This window comes from Pseudomonas sp. SC3(2021) (genome assembly GCF_019856535.1).
GTDB lineage: Bacteria > Pseudomonadota > Gammaproteobacteria > Pseudomonadales > Pseudomonadaceae > Aquipseudomonas > Aquipseudomonas monsensis.
This window is the reverse complement of record NZ_CP082236.1, coordinates 3,775,682-3,792,904: the sequence shown is the minus strand read 5'-3', so window position 1 is coordinate 3,792,904 and position 17,223 is coordinate 3,775,682. Positions and strand designations below refer to the sequence as shown.

The following is a 17,223-nucleotide window of genomic DNA, read 5'->3' as shown; positions in this document are numbered from 1 at the left end:
GCGCTGTCAGCCTTTCACCCAGCCAATACCCGTGCCAGCACTGATTTCACCTTGCCCATGCCGCTCTGCAACGCCTGCTCGATCTCGGCCATGGTGATCACCGCGGTGGACTTGCCCGCCGCCGGATTGACCACCAGCGCCAGACATGCGTAATCCAGTTCGAGTTCACGCGCCAGCGCCGCTTCCGGCATGCCGGTCATGCCAACGATGTCGCAGCCATCACGCTCCAGACGCACGATTTCGGCCACAGTCTCCAGACGCGGGCCCTGGGTGCAGGCATACACACCTTGATCGCTGTATTCGCAACCCTCGGCGGCCACTGCGGCAATCAACTGCTGACGCAGCGGTTCGCTGTAGGGGAAGCTGAAGTCAATGTGGGTGACATGTTGGAGATCGTCGGCGAAAAACGTGTGTTCACGGCCGCTGGTGTAGTCAACGATCTGATGCGGCACGCAGAAATGCCCGGTGCGCATCGCCGGGTGAATCCCGCCTACGGCATTCACCGCGATGATCGCTTCAGCCCCGGCCTGCTTCAACGCCCACAGGTTGGCGCGGTAGTTGACCTTGTGCGGCGGGAAGCGATGCGGGTGGCCGTGACGGGCGAGGAACAGCACCTCCTTGCCGGCATACTCACCGACCTGCACCTCGGCCGAAGGCGCGCCATAAGGCGTGTCCACGGCCAGCGACTGACGAATGCTCAAGCCTTCGAGCCGGGTCAGGCCGGTGCCACCGATGATCGCGTATACCGTCATAGCGAAACGTCCTTAATCAATCAGTTGAGCGTCTTTGAGCGCGCCGATGGCGGTGAGCCAGCGCGGATCCTGGCGGTAATCGGTGCTGGCGAACGCCTGGCCACGCATGCGCGCAATGCGGGCAGAAGGCTTGACCTTCAACCGTTGCGCGGCACTCAGGGCCAGTTCGGCCGCTGCACGGTCGTTGCACACCAGGCCCATGTCGCAGCCGGCGCTCAGGGCCGCTTCGATACGGCTGGCAGCATCGCCCACGACATGGGCACCGGCCATCGACAGATCGTCGCTGAAGATCACACCGTCAAACTGCAACTCGCCACGCAGGATGTCCTGCAACCAGCGTCGGGAGAAACCGGCAGGCTGCGAATCCACTTGCGGATAAATGACGTGGGCCGGCATGACAGCGGCCAGTTGTTGGCTGAGTCGGGCGAACGGTACGAGGTCATGGGCGCGGATCTCGTCGAGGCTGCGCTCGTCGTTCGGGATCGCAACGTGTGAGTCGGCTTCGGCCCAACCATGACCGGGGAAGTGCTTGCCAGTGGCGGCCATGCCGGCACTGTTCATACCGCGAATGAACGCCCCGGCGAGCAGTGCTGCGCGCTCCGGATCACCTTCGAACGAACGGGTACCCACCACCGCACTGCGCTGATAATCCAGATCCAGCACCGGGGCGAAGCTCAGGTCGAGGCCGACCGCCAGCACTTCGGTGGCCATGATCCAGCCGCATTGCTCCGCGAGGTATTCGGCATTCGGATTGTCAGCGATGGCGCGCATGGCCGGCAGACGCACAAAGCCCTGACGCAGGCGCTGCACGCGACCGCCCTCCTGGTCCACCGCCAGCAACAGATCCGGGCGAATGGCGCGAATGGCCGCACTCAGCTCACGCACCTGCCGTGGATGCTCGATGTTGCGGGCAAAAATGATCAGGCCACCCACTTCGGGCTGGCGCAACAATTGGCGATCTTCGGCCGTCAGCCAGGTACCGGCGACGTCCACCATCAACGAGCCTTGCAGGCCAGCAGTCATAGAGATTCCTTGAAAACGAAAAACCCGATCCGCATGAAATCGCTGCCGTGGGCAGTGCCCGGCAGGTCAGCGGTTTTCATCAGAATCGGGTTCAGAACGAGAGTCGGCATGGGCGGCTAGCTTAGCGGATACAAGCTGCTGCGCCCACCCGTGTGCGGTCAAACCTTGGCGGCGACCGGCGTCGATTTGCTGCGCGGACGCAGTTGTGCGGTGGCCATCGCCGCATCGGTGACACCGGTTTCGGCGCGCATGCCGGCCGCCAGGAACGGCACCATCAGGCGCATGACCTGTTCGATGGAGGTGTTGACGCCGAAATCGGTCTCGGCAATTGCACGCAGCGCCTTGATACCGGACATGCTGAACGCTGCGGCGCCGAGCATGAAGTGCACGCGCCAGAACAGTTCGATCGGTGGAATGCGTGGTGCGGCCTCATTGACCAGCAGCATGTAACGACGGAACACCTTGCCGTACATGTCTTCAAGGTAACGCCGCAGGTGACCCTGGCTCTGGCTGAACGCAAGACCCAGCAAACGCATGAAGATCGACAGGTCATTGCCGCTGCGTGGCTGAACCACCAGAGCCTGTTCGACAAGGATTTCCAGCAGTTCTTCGAGGGTCGGCTTGTTTTCAGGCTTGGCCTGACGCCGCTCCAGTTCTTTATCGAGGCTGATGCAGAACGGCCCGAGAAAACGCGAGAACACCGCCTGGATCAACGCTTTTTTCGAACCGAAGTGATAGTTCACCGCTGCCAGGTTGACGCCTGCCTTGCTGGTGATCAAACGCAATGAGGTTTCAGCGAAACCTTTCTCCGCGAACAATTGCTCGGCAGCATCAAGAATGCGTTCAACGGTTTCCGACTGGGCCATGGCTACTCCGCCTGACAAACACTTGTTTGAAACATACGTTTCAGCCTGTGCCTTGTCAAGCCTGCCGGTTCGTTTTGGGAATGGTCGGTCAGCTATTTAACCACACAAGCCCATCGCATTAATAAACACCCTTGCCGACCGTCTGGCGGCCGGTAAAAAAACGGGCATTGCCAAGACCGCTTCACTGTATATAATCCCAGTCACTGTATAAAAAGACAGAGCGATCAATATGCTAAAGCTGACGCCACGCCAAGCCGAGATTCTGGCCTTTATCAAACGCTGCCTCGAAGACAACGGCTACCCGCCAACCCGTGCGGAAATCGCTCAGGAGCTGGGCTTCAAGTCGCCCAACGCGGCAGAAGAACACCTGAAGGCACTGGCCCGCAAGGGCGCCATCGAGATGACCCCTGGCGCTTCCCGCGGCATTCGCATCCCGGGCTTCGAAGCCAAGGCCGACGACTCCACCCTGCCGATCATTGGCCGGGTCGCTGCCGGCGCACCGATTCTCGCCCAGCAGCACATCGAAGAATCCTGCAACATCAACCCTGCCTTCTTCCATCCACGCGCCGACTACCTGCTGCGCGTTCACGGCATGAGCATGAAGGACATCGGTATTTTCGACGGTGACCTGCTGGCGGTTCATACCACCCGCGAAGCCCGTAACGGCCAGGTTGTCGTGGCGCGAATCGGTGATGAAGTGACCGTCAAACGCTTCAAGCGTGAAGGCAGCAAGGTCTGGCTGATCGCCGAAAACCCTGAGTTCGCGCCTATCGAAGTTGACCTGAAAGATCAGGAACTGGTGATCGAAGGCTTGAGTGTCGGCGTAATCCGCCGCTAAAGGAGGCTTTATGCAGTTCCCACACACACCTCAGCAAACACAACTGCCTTTATTCGAAGCGTTTCTGGCGCAACCGATGGCGCCGATCCTGAAAGAAGTGGTCGAGCGTCCCTGGAATGCCGAACCCGAAGTATTCAGTGAGCTGTCACTGCGCGGTGCGGCCGGGAACTGCCTGAACCTGCTCGCCCCGATCCTGCGCGAACTCAGCGAGGACCAGGACGCACGCTGGCTGACGCTGATTGCGCCACCGGCCAGCCTGACCCAGGCATGGCTTCGGGATGCGGGCCTGAATCGTGAACGGATTCTACTGCTGCAACCACGCGGCACTCAGAGCGCCCAGCAACTGGCCTGCGAAGCACTGCGCCTGGCGCGCAGTCATACGGTGGTGACCTGGCTCAACCCGCTGAATGCCCAATCGCGGCAACAACTGATCAGCGCTGCACGCACGGGCGACGCTCAAAGCCTGAACATCCGATTGGGTTGACTCACTGACAACGCGCGCTGTTTGGAGCGCAGGGCTTCTCCAGGGACAGAGAAGCCGATCTGAAGCGGTACCGACAAAAACAGGCAGGGATCAATGAAGAACCCGCGGCCCCTCATCTTTATCAAACTCACCTTCGATCATCCGACCCGCCATCTGCACACCAACACTCAACATCGCCTTGGCGATCTCGACATGCTGCCCCTGCAGGAACGTCTTGGCATCCTCGGAGAAATCCAGCGTCACCAGAGAACCCTCGTCCTCAGCCCTGCGCAGTTCGATTCGGCCGTCTGGTAACTCGACAATTTCTAGAAAGGACGTTGGCATATAGGTCTGTTCTCCACGAAAGGCAGGGATTATATAGACATCATTCAGGCTTCGCTCGGGATCTTGACCAGCAGCATGTTTCATATTGCCACCGTGTCAATCGACCTCAACACTCGTTCAATCCTTCGCGAAAACGAATGGCCAAGCCTTTGAGATTCTGCCGCCAGCTCTCCAGCTCTTCGCGAGTCAGTTCCTGCGGCGCCTCCTCTTCATCCAGATTAACGGCCTGAATCAACGGCTGCGTCACATCGCCCTTGGGCTTGTGCGGCACCCGTGGTGGCTGGAACAGCGCCGAATGCGCCGCCAACAGTTTCGCCAGCCAGGTTTCCGGATTACCTGCCAGCTCAATCATCTCGGCCAATTCGGGGATCGCAATCGTTTCCAGCACTTCGCGGGTCAGCAAAACCTCGGCTCGAGGCGCGCTGGCCTGGGGCAAACGATAGAACCCGGCAATCTCATGGCATAGACCCAACAGCGCGCCATAGAGGTGGAATAACGCGGATTCACGTCCCGCCTGAATCAACGCCAACGCGTTCATCGCTCGCCCCTCTTCGGCGCGCGCCAGCGCTTCCAGCGACAAGCCGGCAAAATAGATCTTCTGATTGGTGCGGGTATAGAGTTCGTGCGCCATGCCGGCAGTCTCCACAGCGAAATAATTACGTCACACAGACCTGACAGTGTCATGGATCAGCGGAGCCGACCGCAAGCACAAAACAAAAAGGCCGCATGAAACCCGAGGGTCATCATGCGGCCTTTTGTGTATCGGACCGGCGCTTACTCAGCCTTGGCTTTCGTGCGCTTGTCTTCAACGGTCCACTTGCCACCGTCGTAGAACGCTTTCCAGCCGGTAGGCTTGCCGTCGACTTCGGTCTGCACGTATTGCTCCTTGGTCTTGCGGCTGTAGCGGATCACCGCTGGCAGGCCGTCAGGGTCCTTCTGTGGCGCTTCACACAGGAAGTGGTACTTCGGATCGATTTCGTCCTTGTGCGGCAGAATTTCAATCACCAGCGGAGCACGGGTCTCACGGTTTTTCGGGAACTGACTGGCCGCGAGGAACAGACCGGAAGCACCGTCGCGCAGGATGTAGGTGTCGTTGACCTTTTCGCATTTCAGCTCAGGCATCTTCACCGGATCCATCTTCGGCGGCGCCGCATCACCGCTCTTCAGCAGTTTGCGGGTGTTCTTGCAGGTCGGGTTGGTGCAACCGAAGAACTTGCCGAAACGGCCGGTCTTGAGTTGCATCTCGCTGCCACACTTGTCGCATTCCAGGCTCGGACCTTCGTAGCCCTTGATGCGGTAGTTACCCTCTTCGATCTCGTAGCCCGCGCAATCCGGGTTGTTACCGCAGATGTGCAGTTTGCGTTTCTCGTCGAGCAGGTAGGCATCCATCGCCGTGCTGCAGATCGGGCAGCGATGCTTGCCACGCAGCACCAGCGATTCCGACTCACCTTCGTCGTCCGCAGCAATTTCGTCGCCCGGCACCAGGTTGACGGTGGCCTTGCAGCGCTCCTTCGGTGGCAGGCTGTAGCCTGAGCAACCGAGGAACACACCGGTCGAGGCGGTACGGATCTGCATCGGACGGCCGCACGTGGTGCACGGAATGTCGGTCATGACCGGCTGGTTGGCACGCATGCCATTGTCCGGATTCTCGGCTACCTCAAGCTTCTTCTTGAAATCGCCATAGAACTCGTCCAACACGTTTTTCCAGTCACGCTCGCCCTGGGCCACGTCATCGAGGTTCTCTTCCATGCCGGCAGTGAAGCCGTAGTCCATGAGGTTGGAGAAGCTCTCGGACAGACGCTCAGTGACGATGTCGCCCATCTTTTCCGAATAGAAACGACGGTTGTGCAGGGTCACATAGCCGCGATCCTGAATGGTCGAAATGATCGCTGCGTAAGTCGAAGGACGACCGATGCCGCGTTTTTCCATTTCCTTGACCAGACTGGCTTCGGAGTAACGCGCCGGCGGCTTGGTGAAGTGCTGGGACGGATCGAGCTTGATCAGCTTCATCACGTCACCTTGCGCCATGTCCGGCAGAACATCGTCATCGCCAGGCTTGGCGATCTGCGGCAGAACGCGGGTGTAACCGTCGAACTTGAGGATGCGGCCCTTGGCACGCAGCTCGAAGTCACCCGCCGCCACACTGACGGTGGTCGACAGGTATTGCGCCGGCAGCATCTGGCAAGCGAGGAACTGGCGCCAGATCAGCTCATACAGACGCTCAGCATCACGCTCCATACCAGCCAGCTTGCTCGGCGTGGTGTTGGCGTCGGACGGACGAATCGCTTCGTGAGCCTCTTGTGCGCCTTCCTTGCTGCTGTAGACGTTCGGCGTTTCCGGCAGGTACTTCTTGCCGAACTCATCTTCGATGTAAGTGCGCGCCATCGCCACGGCATCGGCCGAGAGGTTGGTCGAGTCGGTACGCATATAAGTGATATAGCCAGCTTCGTACAGACGCTGAGCCATCATCATGGTTTTCTTCACGCCAAAGCCCAGGCGGTTGCTTGCGGCCTGTTGCAGGGTGGACGTGATGAACGGTGCCGACGGCTTGCTGCTGGTCGGTTTGTCTTCGCGCTTGACGATGCTGTAGCTGGAGGACTTGAGTTTCTCCAGTGCAGCCGTGGCCTGTGCTTCATTCAGCGGCTTGAAGGCTTCACCCTTTTCACGCGCCACTTCGAAACGCACGGTCGAGCCCTTGGCAGTGCCAAGGTCGGCGTGCACTTCCCAGTATTCTTCCGGGTTGAACGCACGGATTTCGCGCTCGCGCTCGACCACCAGCTTCACGGCAACCGATTGCACGCGACCGGCGGACAGGCCACGGGCAATCTTGGCCCACAGCAGCGGCGAGACCATGTAGCCCACGACGCGGTCGAGGAAACGACGCGCCTGCTGGGCATTCACACGGTCGATGTCCAGCTCGCCGGGCTCGGAGAAGGCCTCCTGAATCGCCTTCTTGGTGATTTCGTTGAACACCACGCGCTTGTAGCGGCTGTCGTCACCACCGATGGCTTCGCGCAGGTGCCAGGCAATGGCTTCCCCCTCGCGATCCAAGTCGGTTGCGAGATAGATGGTGTCAGCATCCTTGGCGAGCCGGCGCAGCTCTTCGATGACCTTTTCCTTGCCCGGGAGGATCTCGTACTTGGCTTTCCAGCCATGATCGGGATCGACACCCATACGTGAGACCAACTGCTTGCGCGCCTTCTCTTTCGGCGTGAGCACCGGACCTTCGCCTGCAGCGGCCTTGCCACGCTTGGCGGCTGGCTCTTTGCTGGCGCTAGCCGAACCGCTGGTGGGCAGGTCTCGGATATGGCCGATACTCGACTTCACCACGTATTGGTTACCCAGATACTTGTTGATGGTCTTGGCCTTAGCCGGGGATTCCACAATGACCAGCGATTTGCCCATGGATCAGAAAATTCCTGAATTCTAGAAGTGAAAGGCGGTTGGCGCCTGACGCGGCACCGCTATATATAGTTGATACAAGGTGAGGTCAAGCACAGGGTTCTGTGCGCACTCGCCTCATGCCTTGGTAAAAAGGCTCGGTTCGGCTTGCACCAAAGCAAAGCGTGGCACCTGCTCGCCGTCAACCTCGACCGACTCGACGAACATGCTCAAAGGGCGCACCCAAAAGCCGTAATCGCCATACAGGGCTTGGTAAAAGACCACTTCTTCCTCGGTCTCGGAATGCCGCGCAACACTGAATACGCGGTACTGCGGACCTTTGTAATGTTGGTAGAGCCCAGGTTGTATCGGCATGCTTCGGCCCTCACTCAAATTTTTTCAAAATAAAAACAAAATAAATCCGCAAAAACAAAAACCGGGGCACTTGGCCCCGGCTTCCATCGACGAGACGCTTAAACGCGTTCGAAGACGGTGGAGATGCCTTGGCCGAGACCAATGCACATAGTGGCCACCCCGAAGGTGCCGCTATTCTGCTTCATCACGTTCAGCAAGGTGCCGGAAATACGCGCACCGGAGCAACCGAACGGGTGACCCAGGGCGATCGCGCCGCCGTGCAGGTTAACCTTCTCGTTCATCTTGTCGAGTACTTTCAGATCTTTCAGCACTGGCAGGGCCTGTGCAGCGAAAGCTTCGTTGAGCTCGAAGAAGTCGATATCGTTGATGCCAAGGCCCGCACGCTTCAGGGCTTTTTGTGTGGCCGGAACTGGACCATAGCCCATGATCGCCGGATCCACACCCGCCACTGCCATCGAACGGATCACCGCCATCGGCTGAATGCCCAGGTCCTGCGCACGCTGCGCCGACATCACGATCATGCACGAAGCACCATCGGTGATCTGCGACGAAGTACCCGCAGTCACGGTGCCGCCCTTTGGATTGAAGGCCGGCTTGAGGGCCGCCAGACTTTCCAGGGTGGTTTCCGGACGAATGGTTTCGTCGTAGTCGAACAGTTTCAGGAAACCGTTCTCGTCATAGCCCTGCATCGGGATGATTTCGTCTTTGAACTTGCCTTCCACAGTTGCCTTGTGGGCCAACTGGTGGGAACGCACGCCGAAAGCGTCTTGCTGTTCGCGAGTGATGCCGTGCATTTTGCCGAGCATTTCAGCGGTCAGGCCCATCATGCCCGAGGCTTTCGCCGCGTACAGGGACATGTGCGGGTTCGGATCGACACCGTGCATCATGCTGACGTGGCCCATATGCTCGACGCCGCCAACCACGAACACGTCACCGTTACCGGTCATGATCGCTTGCGCGGCAGTGTGCAGGGCACTCATCGACGAACCGCACAGACGGCTGACGGTCTGGCCGGCCGAGGTGTGCGGGATCTGGGTCATCAGCGACGCCATGCGCGCGATGTTCCAGCCCTGCTCCAGAGTCTGGTTCACACAGCCCCAGATCACGTCCTCGACTTCAGCAGGATCGACCTTGGCGTTGCGTTCCAGCAGCTTGCTGATCAGGTGCGCCGACATGTCTTCGGCGCGGGTGTTGCGGTGCATGCCGCCCTTGGAGCGGCCCATCGGAGTACGACCGAAGTCGACAATCACGACGTCTCTAGGATTCAAGCTCATAAGTTCACTCTCACTCTAGTTGGGGGCGCTTAACCGAAGAAGCTCTGGCCGTTTTTGGCCATTTCGCGCAGCTTCGCGGTCGGGTGGTACAGCGCGCCCAAATCAGCGTACTGGTCAGCCAGGGCAACGAACTCGGCAACACCGATCGAATCGATGTAGCGCAGCGCACCGCCACGGAATGGAGGGAAACCGATACCGTAGACCAGACCCATGTCGGCTTCGGCGGCGGTTTCAACGATGCCGTCTTCCAGGCAACGCACGGTTTCCAGGCACAGCGGGATCATCATCCAGTTGATGATGTCTTCGTCAGTGACTTCGCGCTGCTCGTAAACGATCGGCTTGAGCACTTCCAGCACCGATGGATCGGCAACCTTCTTCTGCTTGCCTTTCTTGTCGGCTTCGTAGGCGTAAAAGCCCTTGCCGTTCTTCTGACCCAGGCGCTTGGCTTCGTACAGCACGTCGATGGCCGAACGACGGTCATCCTTCATGCGGTCCGGGAAACCTTCAGCCATCACGTCACGACCGTGGTGACCGGTGTCGATGCCGACCACGTCCATCAGGTATGCCGGGCCCATCGGCCAGCCGAATTTTTCCATGACCTTGTCGATACGGACGAAGTCGACACCGGCGCTGACCAGCTTGGCGAAACCGCCGAAGTACGGGAACAGTACGCGGTTGACCAGGAAGCCCGGGCAGTCGTTGACGACGATCGGGTTCTTGCCCATTTTCTTGGCGTAGGCAACGGTGGTGGCAACAGCCAGTTCGCTGGACTTCTCGCCACGGATCACTTCCACCAGCGGCATCATGTGCACCGGGTTGAAGAAGTGCATGCCGACGAAGTTTTCCGGACGCTTGAGGGCCTTGGCCAGCAGGCTGATGGAAATGGTCGAGGTGTTGGACGCGAGGATGGTGTCCTCTTTGACCTGAGCTTCAACTTCGGCCAGTACAGCTTGCTTGACCTTCGGGTTCTCGACGACCGCTTCAACCACCAGATCGACGTGACCGAAGTCGCCGTAGGACAGGGTCGGACGAATGCCGTTGAGCACTTCAGCCATTTTCGCAGCGGTCATGCGACCTTTATCAACGCGGCCAACCAGCAGTTTGGCGGCTTCGGCCAGACCCTGCTCGATACCGTGCTCGTTGATGTCCTTCATCAGGATCGGCGTGCCTTTGGAGGCCGACTGATAGGCGATACCGCCACCCATGATGCCGGCGCCGAGTACGGCAGCCTGCTTCACGTCTTTGGCGATTTCGTCGTAGGCCTTGGCCTTTTTCTTCAGTTCCTGATCGTTCAGGAACAGACCGATCAAGCTCTGCGCGGCAGAGGTCTTGGCCAGTTTGACGAAACCGGCGGCTTCGACTTCCAGCGCCTTGTCACGACCGAAGTTCGCGGCTTTCTGGATGGTCTTGATCGCTTCGACCGGCGCCGGGTAGTTCGGGCCAGCTTGACCGGCGACGAAACCTTTGGCGGTTTCGAAAGCCATCATTTGTTCAATGGCGTTCAACTTGAGTTTTTCAAGTTTCGGCTGACGCTTGGCCTTGAAGTCGAACTCGCCGGAGATGGCGCGCTTGATCAGTTCAAGGGCAGCTTCCTGCAGCTTCTCTGGAGCAACCACGGCGTCAACGGCGCTGACTTTCAGGGCGTCTTCAGGGCGGTTTTCCTTGCCGGCGGCAATCCACTCGATGGCATTGTCGACACCGATCAGACGCGGCAGACGCACAGTGCCACCGAAACCTGGGTAGATGCCCAGTTTGACTTCCGGCAGACCAATCTTGGCTTTGGTCGACATGACGCGATAGTCAGCCGCCAGGCACATTTCCAGACCGCCGCCCAGCGCGATGCCGTTGATGGCCGCTACGGTAGGAACGTTGAGGTCTTCGAAATCGCTGAAGATCTTGTTGGCTTCGAGATTGCCAGCAACCAGCTCGGCATCCGGCAGCTTGAAGTTGTCGACAAATTCGGTGATGTCGGCGCCGACGATGAACACGTCCTTGCCACTGCTGACGATCACGCCCTTGATCGAAGCATCTGCCTTGATGGTGTCTACGGCCTGACGCAGTTCGTTCAGGGTTAGACGGTTGAACTTGTTGACGGACTCACCCTTGAGGTCGAATTTCAATTCGACGATGCCACTTTCAAGAGCTTTAACCGTGATGGCTTTACCTTCGTAAATCATCAACTGATCTCCACGATATGGAAGCTGAACAGTACACGTCGGACGCAGGCGAATGGCTCGGCAGGACGCTTTTTCGTCGATGCTAACGCCAATCCACCCGGCACACCCGCCAACGCGATAGTCGGGATTCTGTAGGAGCAGTCTGTAAGACAAACGCTCAATTCATACGCCCGTTTGATTTGGGTACGTCACCTTCACGGAATTTCCGACAATTGTCAATCGCCCAAAATACGGGTTCAAATGCGACTTTGCGGTCATTTCCGTACCACGCAGACGTGCAACACACGCCTGCATGTGAAGCCATTCATAGAATCAATAGTTAGAAAAGTCGCCCTAATTCACACCGAACCCTGTTTAAAAGGCTACGCTGGCTGGACTACAGTGAGATGTGCTGATCAGAGATTGCCCGATACAGCCTCGAAAAGAATTTCCGGCCTGCCTGGCCAACCCCGCCCGACGAATCATGTCGGGCTTTTTATTGCTCGTCTGCCGGACGCTTCACACCGTTGCAGTGCGAAAATTCCGCGCATCACGCCAGCGCTTTCAGAGTCGCGTCGATATCCTGCAAGACCGTGGCTTCGCCCTTCTCGCCCCAATACAAGGCGATCATCTGCTTGTCGGCCTCGACTTTGAAAACGTTGCCCGGCAACTTTTCGAAATGATTAAGCAGCGCCCGGTCTTCGCAGACTTCCTGCCACTGATTGACCCACACCCCCGGCGCTTTCTGCCAGTAAGCCCAGCACGCCGGTTGATTGCCACGGCGCGGCCGATGGTATTGCGCGCACGGATTGGGCGGCTCCTGCCCCAGCCAGTGCGGCCATTCCTGAGGCGCCAATTGCATGGCCAGACCAATGCGGCGCGCCTCCATGCGCAGGGCCATGCGACCGCTTTGAACACGCGAAGGGCGCAACCAGGCCAGCGGACTTAATACCACCAGCAGGATTGACACCACTAACCAGACCGTCATATCTCTATTCCCAATTCTTGGTGAGCGCATTGTGTCACTTTGGAACCAATGCGCTTGAAACCAGCCATACTTAACAATATTGAAACCTCACGAGGAGCACCTCATGCCCTACTCCCATATCCTGGTCGCCGTAGATCTGACCGAAGAGTGCGACCCTGTGATTCACCGCGCCCGAGAGCTGTCGGCGAGCAACGGCGCCAAGCTGTCGCTGGTACATATCGTCGAACCAATGGCGATGGCGTTCGGCGGCGACGTGCCGATGGATCTGTCACAACTGCAACAACAGCAGTTCGATCAGGCCAAGGAGCGTCTCGAGCGTCTGAAAACCAAATACGCAGAGCTTGAGGGCGCCAATTGCCACCTGACCTATGGTCAGCCACGCCAGGAAATCCATCATTTCGCCAAGGAAAACCATTGCGACCTGATCGTCGTCGGCAGCCATGGCCGTCACGGCCTGGCGCTGTTGCTTGGCTCCACGGCCAATGACGTACTGCACGGCGCGCCTTGCGATGTACTGGCGGTGCACCTGGTCAAACGCTGAAACACCAGGCCCACGCCTATTGAATCTCGATCCGCATGTGAAAAGCCCGGCCTCACGCAAATGAGGCCGGGCTTTTTTGTCACCGGATCAGTCAGGCATCCAGCTCGGCCCAACGCTCTACCAGTGCATCCAGCTCAGCCTGCAACTGCTCCAGCGAAGCAATTACCTTGGCCGTCTCGGTAGGCGGACGCTGATAGAAACCGGCTTCAGCCATTTCAGCCTCGACCGCAGCGATCTGCTGTTCCTTGGCGTCGATGTCACCCGGCAACGCTTCCAGCTCGCGCTGCAGCTTGTAGCTCAGTTTCTTCTTGGCCGCCGGCGCGACAGCGGCAGGCTCAGCAACCACAGCAGGCTCAGCGGTAACCACCGCCGAATTCAGGTCAGCCTTGCCCGACTTGCTCTCGGTCACGCCCAGCAGGCGCGGCGAGCCGCCCTGACGGATCCAGTCCTGATAGCCACCGACGTATTCACGCACCTTGCCTTCACCTTCGAAAACCAGGGTACTGGTGACCACGTTGTCGAGGAATGCCCGGTCGTGACTGACCATCAGCACAGTGCCGTTGAAGGTCAGCAGCACTTCTTCGAGCAGCTCGAGGGTTTCCACATCGAGGTCGTTGGTCGGTTCGTCGAGGACCAGCAGGTTCGCCGGCTTGCTGAACAGCTTCGCCAACAGCAAACGCGCACGCTCGCCACCGGACAGTGCCTTCACCGGCGTGCGCGCACGCTGCGGGCTGAACAGGAAGTCGCCGAGATAGCTCAGCACGTGGCGGCTCTGGCCGTCGATGTCGATAAAATCGCGACCTTCGGCGACGTTGTCGATCACGGTCTTTTCCAGATCCAGCTGATGGCGCAACTGGTCGAAGTAGGCCACGTCGATCCGGGTGCCCTCTTCCACTGTGCCGCTGGTCGGTTGCAGGCCGTTTAGCATCAGCTTGAGCAAGGTGGTCTTGCCGGTACCGTTGGCGCCGAGCAGACCGATACGGTCGCCGCGCTGCAGGACCATCGAGAAGTCCTTGATCAGGAACGGGCCGTCCGGGTGATGGAAGCTGACATTTTCCAACACCATCACTTGCTTGCCGGACTTGTCGGCGGTTTCCAGCTGAATGTTCGCCTTGCCGGTGCGCTCGCGACGCTCGCTGCGCTCAACACGCAGGGCTTTCAGGGCGCGGACACGGCCTTCGTTACGGGTACGACGGGCCTTGATGCCTTGACGGATCCACACTTCTTCCTGGGCCAGACGCTTGTCGAACAGCGCGTTGGCGGTTTCTTCAGCAGCCAGCGCGGCTTCTTTATGCACCAGGAAGCTGGCGTAGTCGCCGTTCCAGTCGATCAGGCCGCCGCGGTCCAGCTCGAGGATGCGTGTGGCGAGGTTTTGCAGGAAAGAACGGTCGTGCGTGATGAACAGCACGGCGCCCTGGAAATCCTTCAGGGCTTCTTCGAGCCAGGCAATTGCACCGATGTCCAGGTGGTTGGTGGGTTCGTCGAGCAACAGCAGATCCGGCTCGGACACCAGCGCCTGCGCCAGCAGCACGCGACGACGCCAGCCGCCGGACAATTCGGCGAGGGTCTTGTCGGCCGGCAGTTGCAGGCGGCTCAGGGTGCTGTCGACCAGGGTCTGCAAGCGCCAGCCGTCACGAGCTTCGAGGTCGTGCTGGACGTGCATCAGCTTGTCCAGATCGGCATCGGTGACGATGTTCTGGCTCAGGTGATGATATTCGGCGAGCAAGGCGCCAACGCCATCGAGACCTTCTGCAACCACGTCGAACACGGTCCGCTCGTCGGCCACCGGCAATTCTTGTGGCAATTCGCCGATTTTCAGACCGGGGGCACGCCACACCGAGCCGTCATCGGGCTTCTGGTCGCCCTTGACCAGTTTCATCATGCTGGACTTGCCAGTGCCGTTGCGGCCGATGATGCACACCCGCTCACCACGGGCGATCTGCCAGGACACCTTGTCCAACAACGGCATCGCGCCGAATGCAAGGGACACATCGCTGAATTTGAGCAGGGTCATGAGCTTCTCCAAAAACCGGGCGCGCATTCTACCTGACTTAGGACTTCAACAGGCCGGCAATTTGTCTGTCGAAGCACTCTGCACAACATTTGTTGCGAACTTGTGCTGCATGGGTCGCAAAGCTTTCGCCCGTTGCTGGCAAAAGGCTAAGCTACAAACAATTCAGTGCTGGCCGCGGCCGGTGCTTGTCATGATTTCTCTGCCCGGATGTCTCATGCGCAGTCGCCTTTTCAGTGTCTTGTCCTGTTTGCTACTTACCGCCGCTGCCGCTCAATCCGCCCAGGCGGTGGACCTGTCCACCCAACGCCAGTATTACGATGAAGCCAAGCGCGCCCTGGCCAAGGGCGATACCGGCCCATACTTCCGTTACAGCCAGGCCCTGGCCGATTATCCGCTGGAACCGTATCTGGCTTACGACGAGTTGACCGCGCGTCTGAAGACCGCGAGCAACGCCGAGATCGAAAAATTCCTCGCCGAGCACGGCGACCTGCCGCAGGCCAACTGGATGAAACTGCGCTGGTTGCGCTGGCTGGCCGACCGCGGCGACTGGGCGACCTTCACCAGGTATTACGACCCTAAACTGAACTTTACCGAACTGGACTGCCTCAACGCGCAGTACCAGATCAGCAGCGGCCACAAGGCCGAAGGTTACGCCAACGCCGACAAACTGTGGCTGACCGGCAAATCGCAACCGGCGGCCTGTGACGGGCTGTTCGGGATCTGGGCCGCCGATGGCCAACTGACCGAACAGAAACGCTGGGAGCGCACCAAACTGGCCGCCCAGGCGCGTAACTATCCGTTGGCCAACAGTCTGGTCAACGGCCTGACCACCCTCGCCCCACGCGGACGCTTGTTGGTGGATGTCGCGCAGAAGCCCGAACTGCTCAACCAGCCGTCGCGCTTCACCCCGGCCGACGAGCCGATGTCCGACGTGGTCAGCCTCGGCCTGCGTCGCCTCGCCCGTCAGGATCCGGACAAGGCCATGGCCCTGCTCGATGGTTACGCCAGCAGCATGCACTTCTCCCGTGACGAGAAAGTCGCGATCGCCCGGGAAATCGGCCTGACGCTGGCCCGGCGTTTCGACAGCCGGGCGCTGGACGTGATGACCAAGTACGACCCGGAGCTGCGCGACAACACCGTTTCCGAATGGCGCCTGCGCCTGCTGCTGCGTCTGGCCCGCTGGGACGACGCCTATCAGTTGACCCGCCGTCTGCCGCAGGATCTGGCCACCACCAACCGCTGGCGCTATTGGCAGGCCCGCAGTCTGGAACTGGCGCAGCCACGGAACCCGGAAGCGCAGACGCTGTACAAGAATCTGGCCAAGGAACGCGACTTCTACGGCTTCCTCGCCGCCGACCGCTCGCAACTGCCGTACTCGGTGATGAACAAGCCGCTGGTACTGAGCCAGGCGACCATCAACAAAGTGCGTAACACCCCCGGCGTGCGACGCGCCCTGGAATTCCATGCCCGCGGGCAGATCGTCGACGGTCGCCGTGAGTGGTACCACGTCAGCCGCCATTTCAACCGCGACGAAATGGTCGCCCAGGCCAAACTGGCCTACGACCTGAAATGGTACTTCCCGGCAATCCGCACCATCAGTCAGGCGCAATACTGGGATGATCTCGATATCCGTTTCCCGATGGCGCACCGTGACACCCTCGTGCGCGAAGCCAAGGTGCGCGGCCTGCATTCCAGTTGGGTGTTCGCCATCACCCGTCAGGAAAGCGCGTTCATGGACGACGCCCGCTCCGGCGTCGGCGCCAGCGGCCTGATGCAGCTGATGCCCGGCACCGCCAAGGAAACCGCGCGCAAGTTCAGCATCCCGCTGGCCTCGCCGCAGCAAGTGCTTGACCCGGACAAGAACATCCAGCTCGGCGCCGCTTACCTGAGCCAAGTGCACAGCCAGTTCAACGGCAACCGCGTCCTCGCCTCCGCCGCCTACAACGCAGGCCCGGGCCGCGTTCGCCAATGGCTGCGCGGCGCCGACCACCTGAGCTTCGACGTCTGGGTGGAAAGCATCCCGTTCGACGAAACCCGCCAGTATGTGCAGAACGTGCTGTCTTATTCGGTGATCTACGGCCAGAAGCTCAACTCGCCGCAGCCGCTGGTGGATTGGCATGAGCGGTATTTCGATGACCAATGATCTGTAGACGCTGCCGCAGGCGGTGATCTTTTGCTGCAAAAAAATGCCCGCACTTGGATGCGGG

At 59.6% G+C, this 17,223-nt stretch carries 15 protein-coding genes; 4 read left to right on the top strand and 11 right to left on the bottom strand.

Annotated features, from left to right (window positions below; translation table 11 throughout):
• Nucleotides 1-14: 14 nt before the first annotated feature.
• From K5Y35_RS16975 to K5Y35_RS16965, 3 genes are all read right to left on the bottom strand, one after another.
• Nucleotides 15-752 carry an S-methyl-5'-thioinosine phosphorylase gene (locus K5Y35_RS16975; RefSeq protein WP_222832402.1) on the bottom strand — a complete coding sequence of 246 codons (738 nt, stop codon included), beginning with the start codon at nucleotides 750-752 and terminating at the stop codon, nucleotides 15-17.
• 12 nt (nucleotides 753-764) lie between these two features.
• A complete protein-coding gene (gene nagZ / locus K5Y35_RS16970) occupies nucleotides 765-1,763 on the bottom strand; it encodes a beta-N-acetylhexosaminidase (protein WP_177490500.1) in 999 nt (332 codons plus the stop codon).
• 170 nt (nucleotides 1,764-1,933) lie between these two features.
• Nucleotides 1,934-2,641 carry a TetR/AcrR family transcriptional regulator gene (locus K5Y35_RS16965; RefSeq protein WP_007910473.1) on the bottom strand — a complete coding sequence of 236 codons (708 nt, stop codon included), beginning with the start codon at nucleotides 2,639-2,641 and terminating at the stop codon, nucleotides 1,934-1,936.
• Between the two features lie 229 nt (nucleotides 2,642-2,870).
• Between K5Y35_RS16965 and lexA the strand changes: the two genes are divergently transcribed.
• Nucleotides 2,871-3,479 (top strand): transcriptional repressor LexA, encoded by a 609-nt coding sequence (gene lexA / locus K5Y35_RS16960; RefSeq protein WP_003226590.1) that lies wholly within the window; start codon nucleotides 2,871-2,873, stop codon nucleotides 3,477-3,479.
• Between the two features lie 10 nt (nucleotides 3,480-3,489).
• Complete coding sequence (gene sulA / locus K5Y35_RS16955; RefSeq protein WP_123461931.1) at nucleotides 3,490-3,963, top strand: SOS-induced cell division inhibitor SulA; 474 nt, start codon at nucleotides 3,490-3,492, stop codon at nucleotides 3,961-3,963.
• A gap of 90 nt (nucleotides 3,964-4,053) precedes the next feature.
• Here sulA and K5Y35_RS16950 read toward each other — a convergent pair whose 3' ends face one another.
• The 7 genes from K5Y35_RS16950 to K5Y35_RS16920 form a co-directional block, all read right to left on the bottom strand.
• Nucleotides 4,054-4,287 (bottom strand): hypothetical protein, encoded by a 234-nt coding sequence (locus K5Y35_RS16950; RefSeq protein WP_064392830.1) that lies wholly within the window; start codon nucleotides 4,285-4,287, stop codon nucleotides 4,054-4,056.
• A 106-nt stretch (nucleotides 4,288-4,393) separates the two neighbouring features.
• Nucleotides 4,394-4,918, bottom strand: a complete 525-nt coding sequence (locus K5Y35_RS16945; protein WP_123461929.1) for a DUF6586 family protein — start codon at nucleotides 4,916-4,918, stop codon at nucleotides 4,394-4,396.
• A gap of 143 nt (nucleotides 4,919-5,061) precedes the next feature.
• Nucleotides 5,062-7,692, bottom strand: coding sequence for a type I DNA topoisomerase (gene topA, locus K5Y35_RS16940; RefSeq protein WP_123461928.1), 2,631 nt, complete (start codon nucleotides 7,690-7,692; stop codon nucleotides 5,062-5,064).
• Between the two features lie 114 nt (nucleotides 7,693-7,806).
• Complete coding sequence (locus K5Y35_RS16935; protein ID WP_123461926.1) at nucleotides 7,807-8,043, bottom strand: DUF1653 domain-containing protein; 237 nt, start codon at nucleotides 8,041-8,043, stop codon at nucleotides 7,807-7,809.
• A gap of 98 nt (nucleotides 8,044-8,141) precedes the next feature.
• The gene (fadA, locus tag K5Y35_RS16930) at nucleotides 8,142-9,317 is read right to left on the bottom strand and encodes an acetyl-CoA C-acyltransferase FadA (protein WP_007910465.1); all 1,176 of its coding nucleotides are present in this window, start codon (nucleotides 9,315-9,317) and stop codon (nucleotides 8,142-8,144) included.
• Nucleotides 9,318-9,346: 29 nt separating this feature from the next.
• Nucleotides 9,347-11,494 (bottom strand): fatty acid oxidation complex subunit alpha FadB, encoded by a 2,148-nt coding sequence (gene fadB / locus K5Y35_RS16925; protein WP_123451295.1) that lies wholly within the window; start codon nucleotides 11,492-11,494, stop codon nucleotides 9,347-9,349.
• A gap of 529 nt (nucleotides 11,495-12,023) precedes the next feature.
• Nucleotides 12,024-12,461 (bottom strand): hypothetical protein, encoded by a 438-nt coding sequence (locus K5Y35_RS16920; protein WP_123461924.1) that lies wholly within the window; start codon nucleotides 12,459-12,461, stop codon nucleotides 12,024-12,026.
• Nucleotides 12,462-12,564: 103 nt separating this feature from the next.
• Between K5Y35_RS16920 and K5Y35_RS16915 the strand changes: the two genes are divergently transcribed.
• Complete coding sequence (locus K5Y35_RS16915; RefSeq protein ID WP_123461922.1) at nucleotides 12,565-13,002, top strand: universal stress protein; 438 nt, start codon at nucleotides 12,565-12,567, stop codon at nucleotides 13,000-13,002.
• 91 nt (nucleotides 13,003-13,093) lie between these two features.
• Here the strand turns inward: K5Y35_RS16915 and K5Y35_RS16910 are convergent, their stop codons facing one another.
• The gene (locus K5Y35_RS16910) at nucleotides 13,094-15,016 is read right to left on the bottom strand and encodes an ATP-binding cassette domain-containing protein (RefSeq protein ID WP_123461920.1); all 1,923 of its coding nucleotides are present in this window, start codon (nucleotides 15,014-15,016) and stop codon (nucleotides 13,094-13,096) included.
• Between the two features lie 214 nt (nucleotides 15,017-15,230).
• Here K5Y35_RS16910 and K5Y35_RS16905 point away from each other — a divergent pair, with 214 nt between their 5' ends.
• A complete protein-coding gene (locus K5Y35_RS16905; RefSeq protein WP_222832401.1) occupies nucleotides 15,231-17,159 on the top strand; it encodes a transglycosylase SLT domain-containing protein in 1,929 nt (642 codons plus the stop codon).
• The last annotated feature ends 64 nt before the right edge of the window (nucleotides 17,160-17,223 follow it).

Bases quoted from the DNA above. Each gene is read 5' to 3' on its own strand.
- K5Y35_RS16975 (WP_222832402.1), bottom strand. From the start codon at position 752: ATGACGGTATACGCGATCATCGGTGGCACCGGCCTGACCCGGCTCGAA.
- K5Y35_RS16965 (WP_007910473.1), bottom strand. From the start codon at position 2,641: ATGGCCCAGTCGGAAACCGTTGAACGCATTCTTGATGCTGCCGAGCAA.
- lexA (WP_003226590.1), top strand. From the start codon at position 2,871: ATGCTAAAGCTGACGCCACGCCAAGCCGAGATTCTGGCCTTTATCAAA.
- sulA (WP_123461931.1), top strand. From the start codon at position 3,490: ATGCAGTTCCCACACACACCTCAGCAAACACAACTGCCTTTATTCGAA.
- K5Y35_RS16950 (WP_064392830.1), bottom strand. From the start codon at position 4,287: ATGCCAACGTCCTTTCTAGAAATTGTCGAGTTACCAGACGGCCGAATC.
- K5Y35_RS16945 (WP_123461929.1), bottom strand. From the start codon at position 4,918: ATGGCGCACGAACTCTATACCCGCACCAATCAGAAGATCTATTTTGCC.
- topA (WP_123461928.1), bottom strand. From the start codon at position 7,692: ATGGGCAAATCGCTGGTCATTGTGGAATCCCCGGCTAAGGCCAAGACC.
- K5Y35_RS16935 (WP_123461926.1), bottom strand. From the start codon at position 8,043: ATGCCGATACAACCTGGGCTCTACCAACATTACAAAGGTCCGCAGTAC.
- fadA (WP_007910465.1), bottom strand. From the start codon at position 9,317: ATGAGCTTGAATCCTAGAGACGTCGTGATTGTCGACTTCGGTCGTACT.
- fadB (WP_123451295.1), bottom strand. From the start codon at position 11,494: ATGATTTACGAAGGTAAAGCCATCACGGTTAAAGCTCTTGAAAGTGGC.
- K5Y35_RS16920 (WP_123461924.1), bottom strand. From the start codon at position 12,461: ATGACGGTCTGGTTAGTGGTGTCAATCCTGCTGGTGGTATTAAGTCCG.
- K5Y35_RS16915 (WP_123461922.1), top strand. From the start codon at position 12,565: ATGCCCTACTCCCATATCCTGGTCGCCGTAGATCTGACCGAAGAGTGC.
- K5Y35_RS16910 (WP_123461920.1), bottom strand. From the start codon at position 15,016: ATGACCCTGCTCAAATTCAGCGATGTGTCCCTTGCATTCGGCGCGATG.
- K5Y35_RS16905 (WP_222832401.1), top strand. From the start codon at position 15,231: ATGCGCAGTCGCCTTTTCAGTGTCTTGTCCTGTTTGCTACTTACCGCC.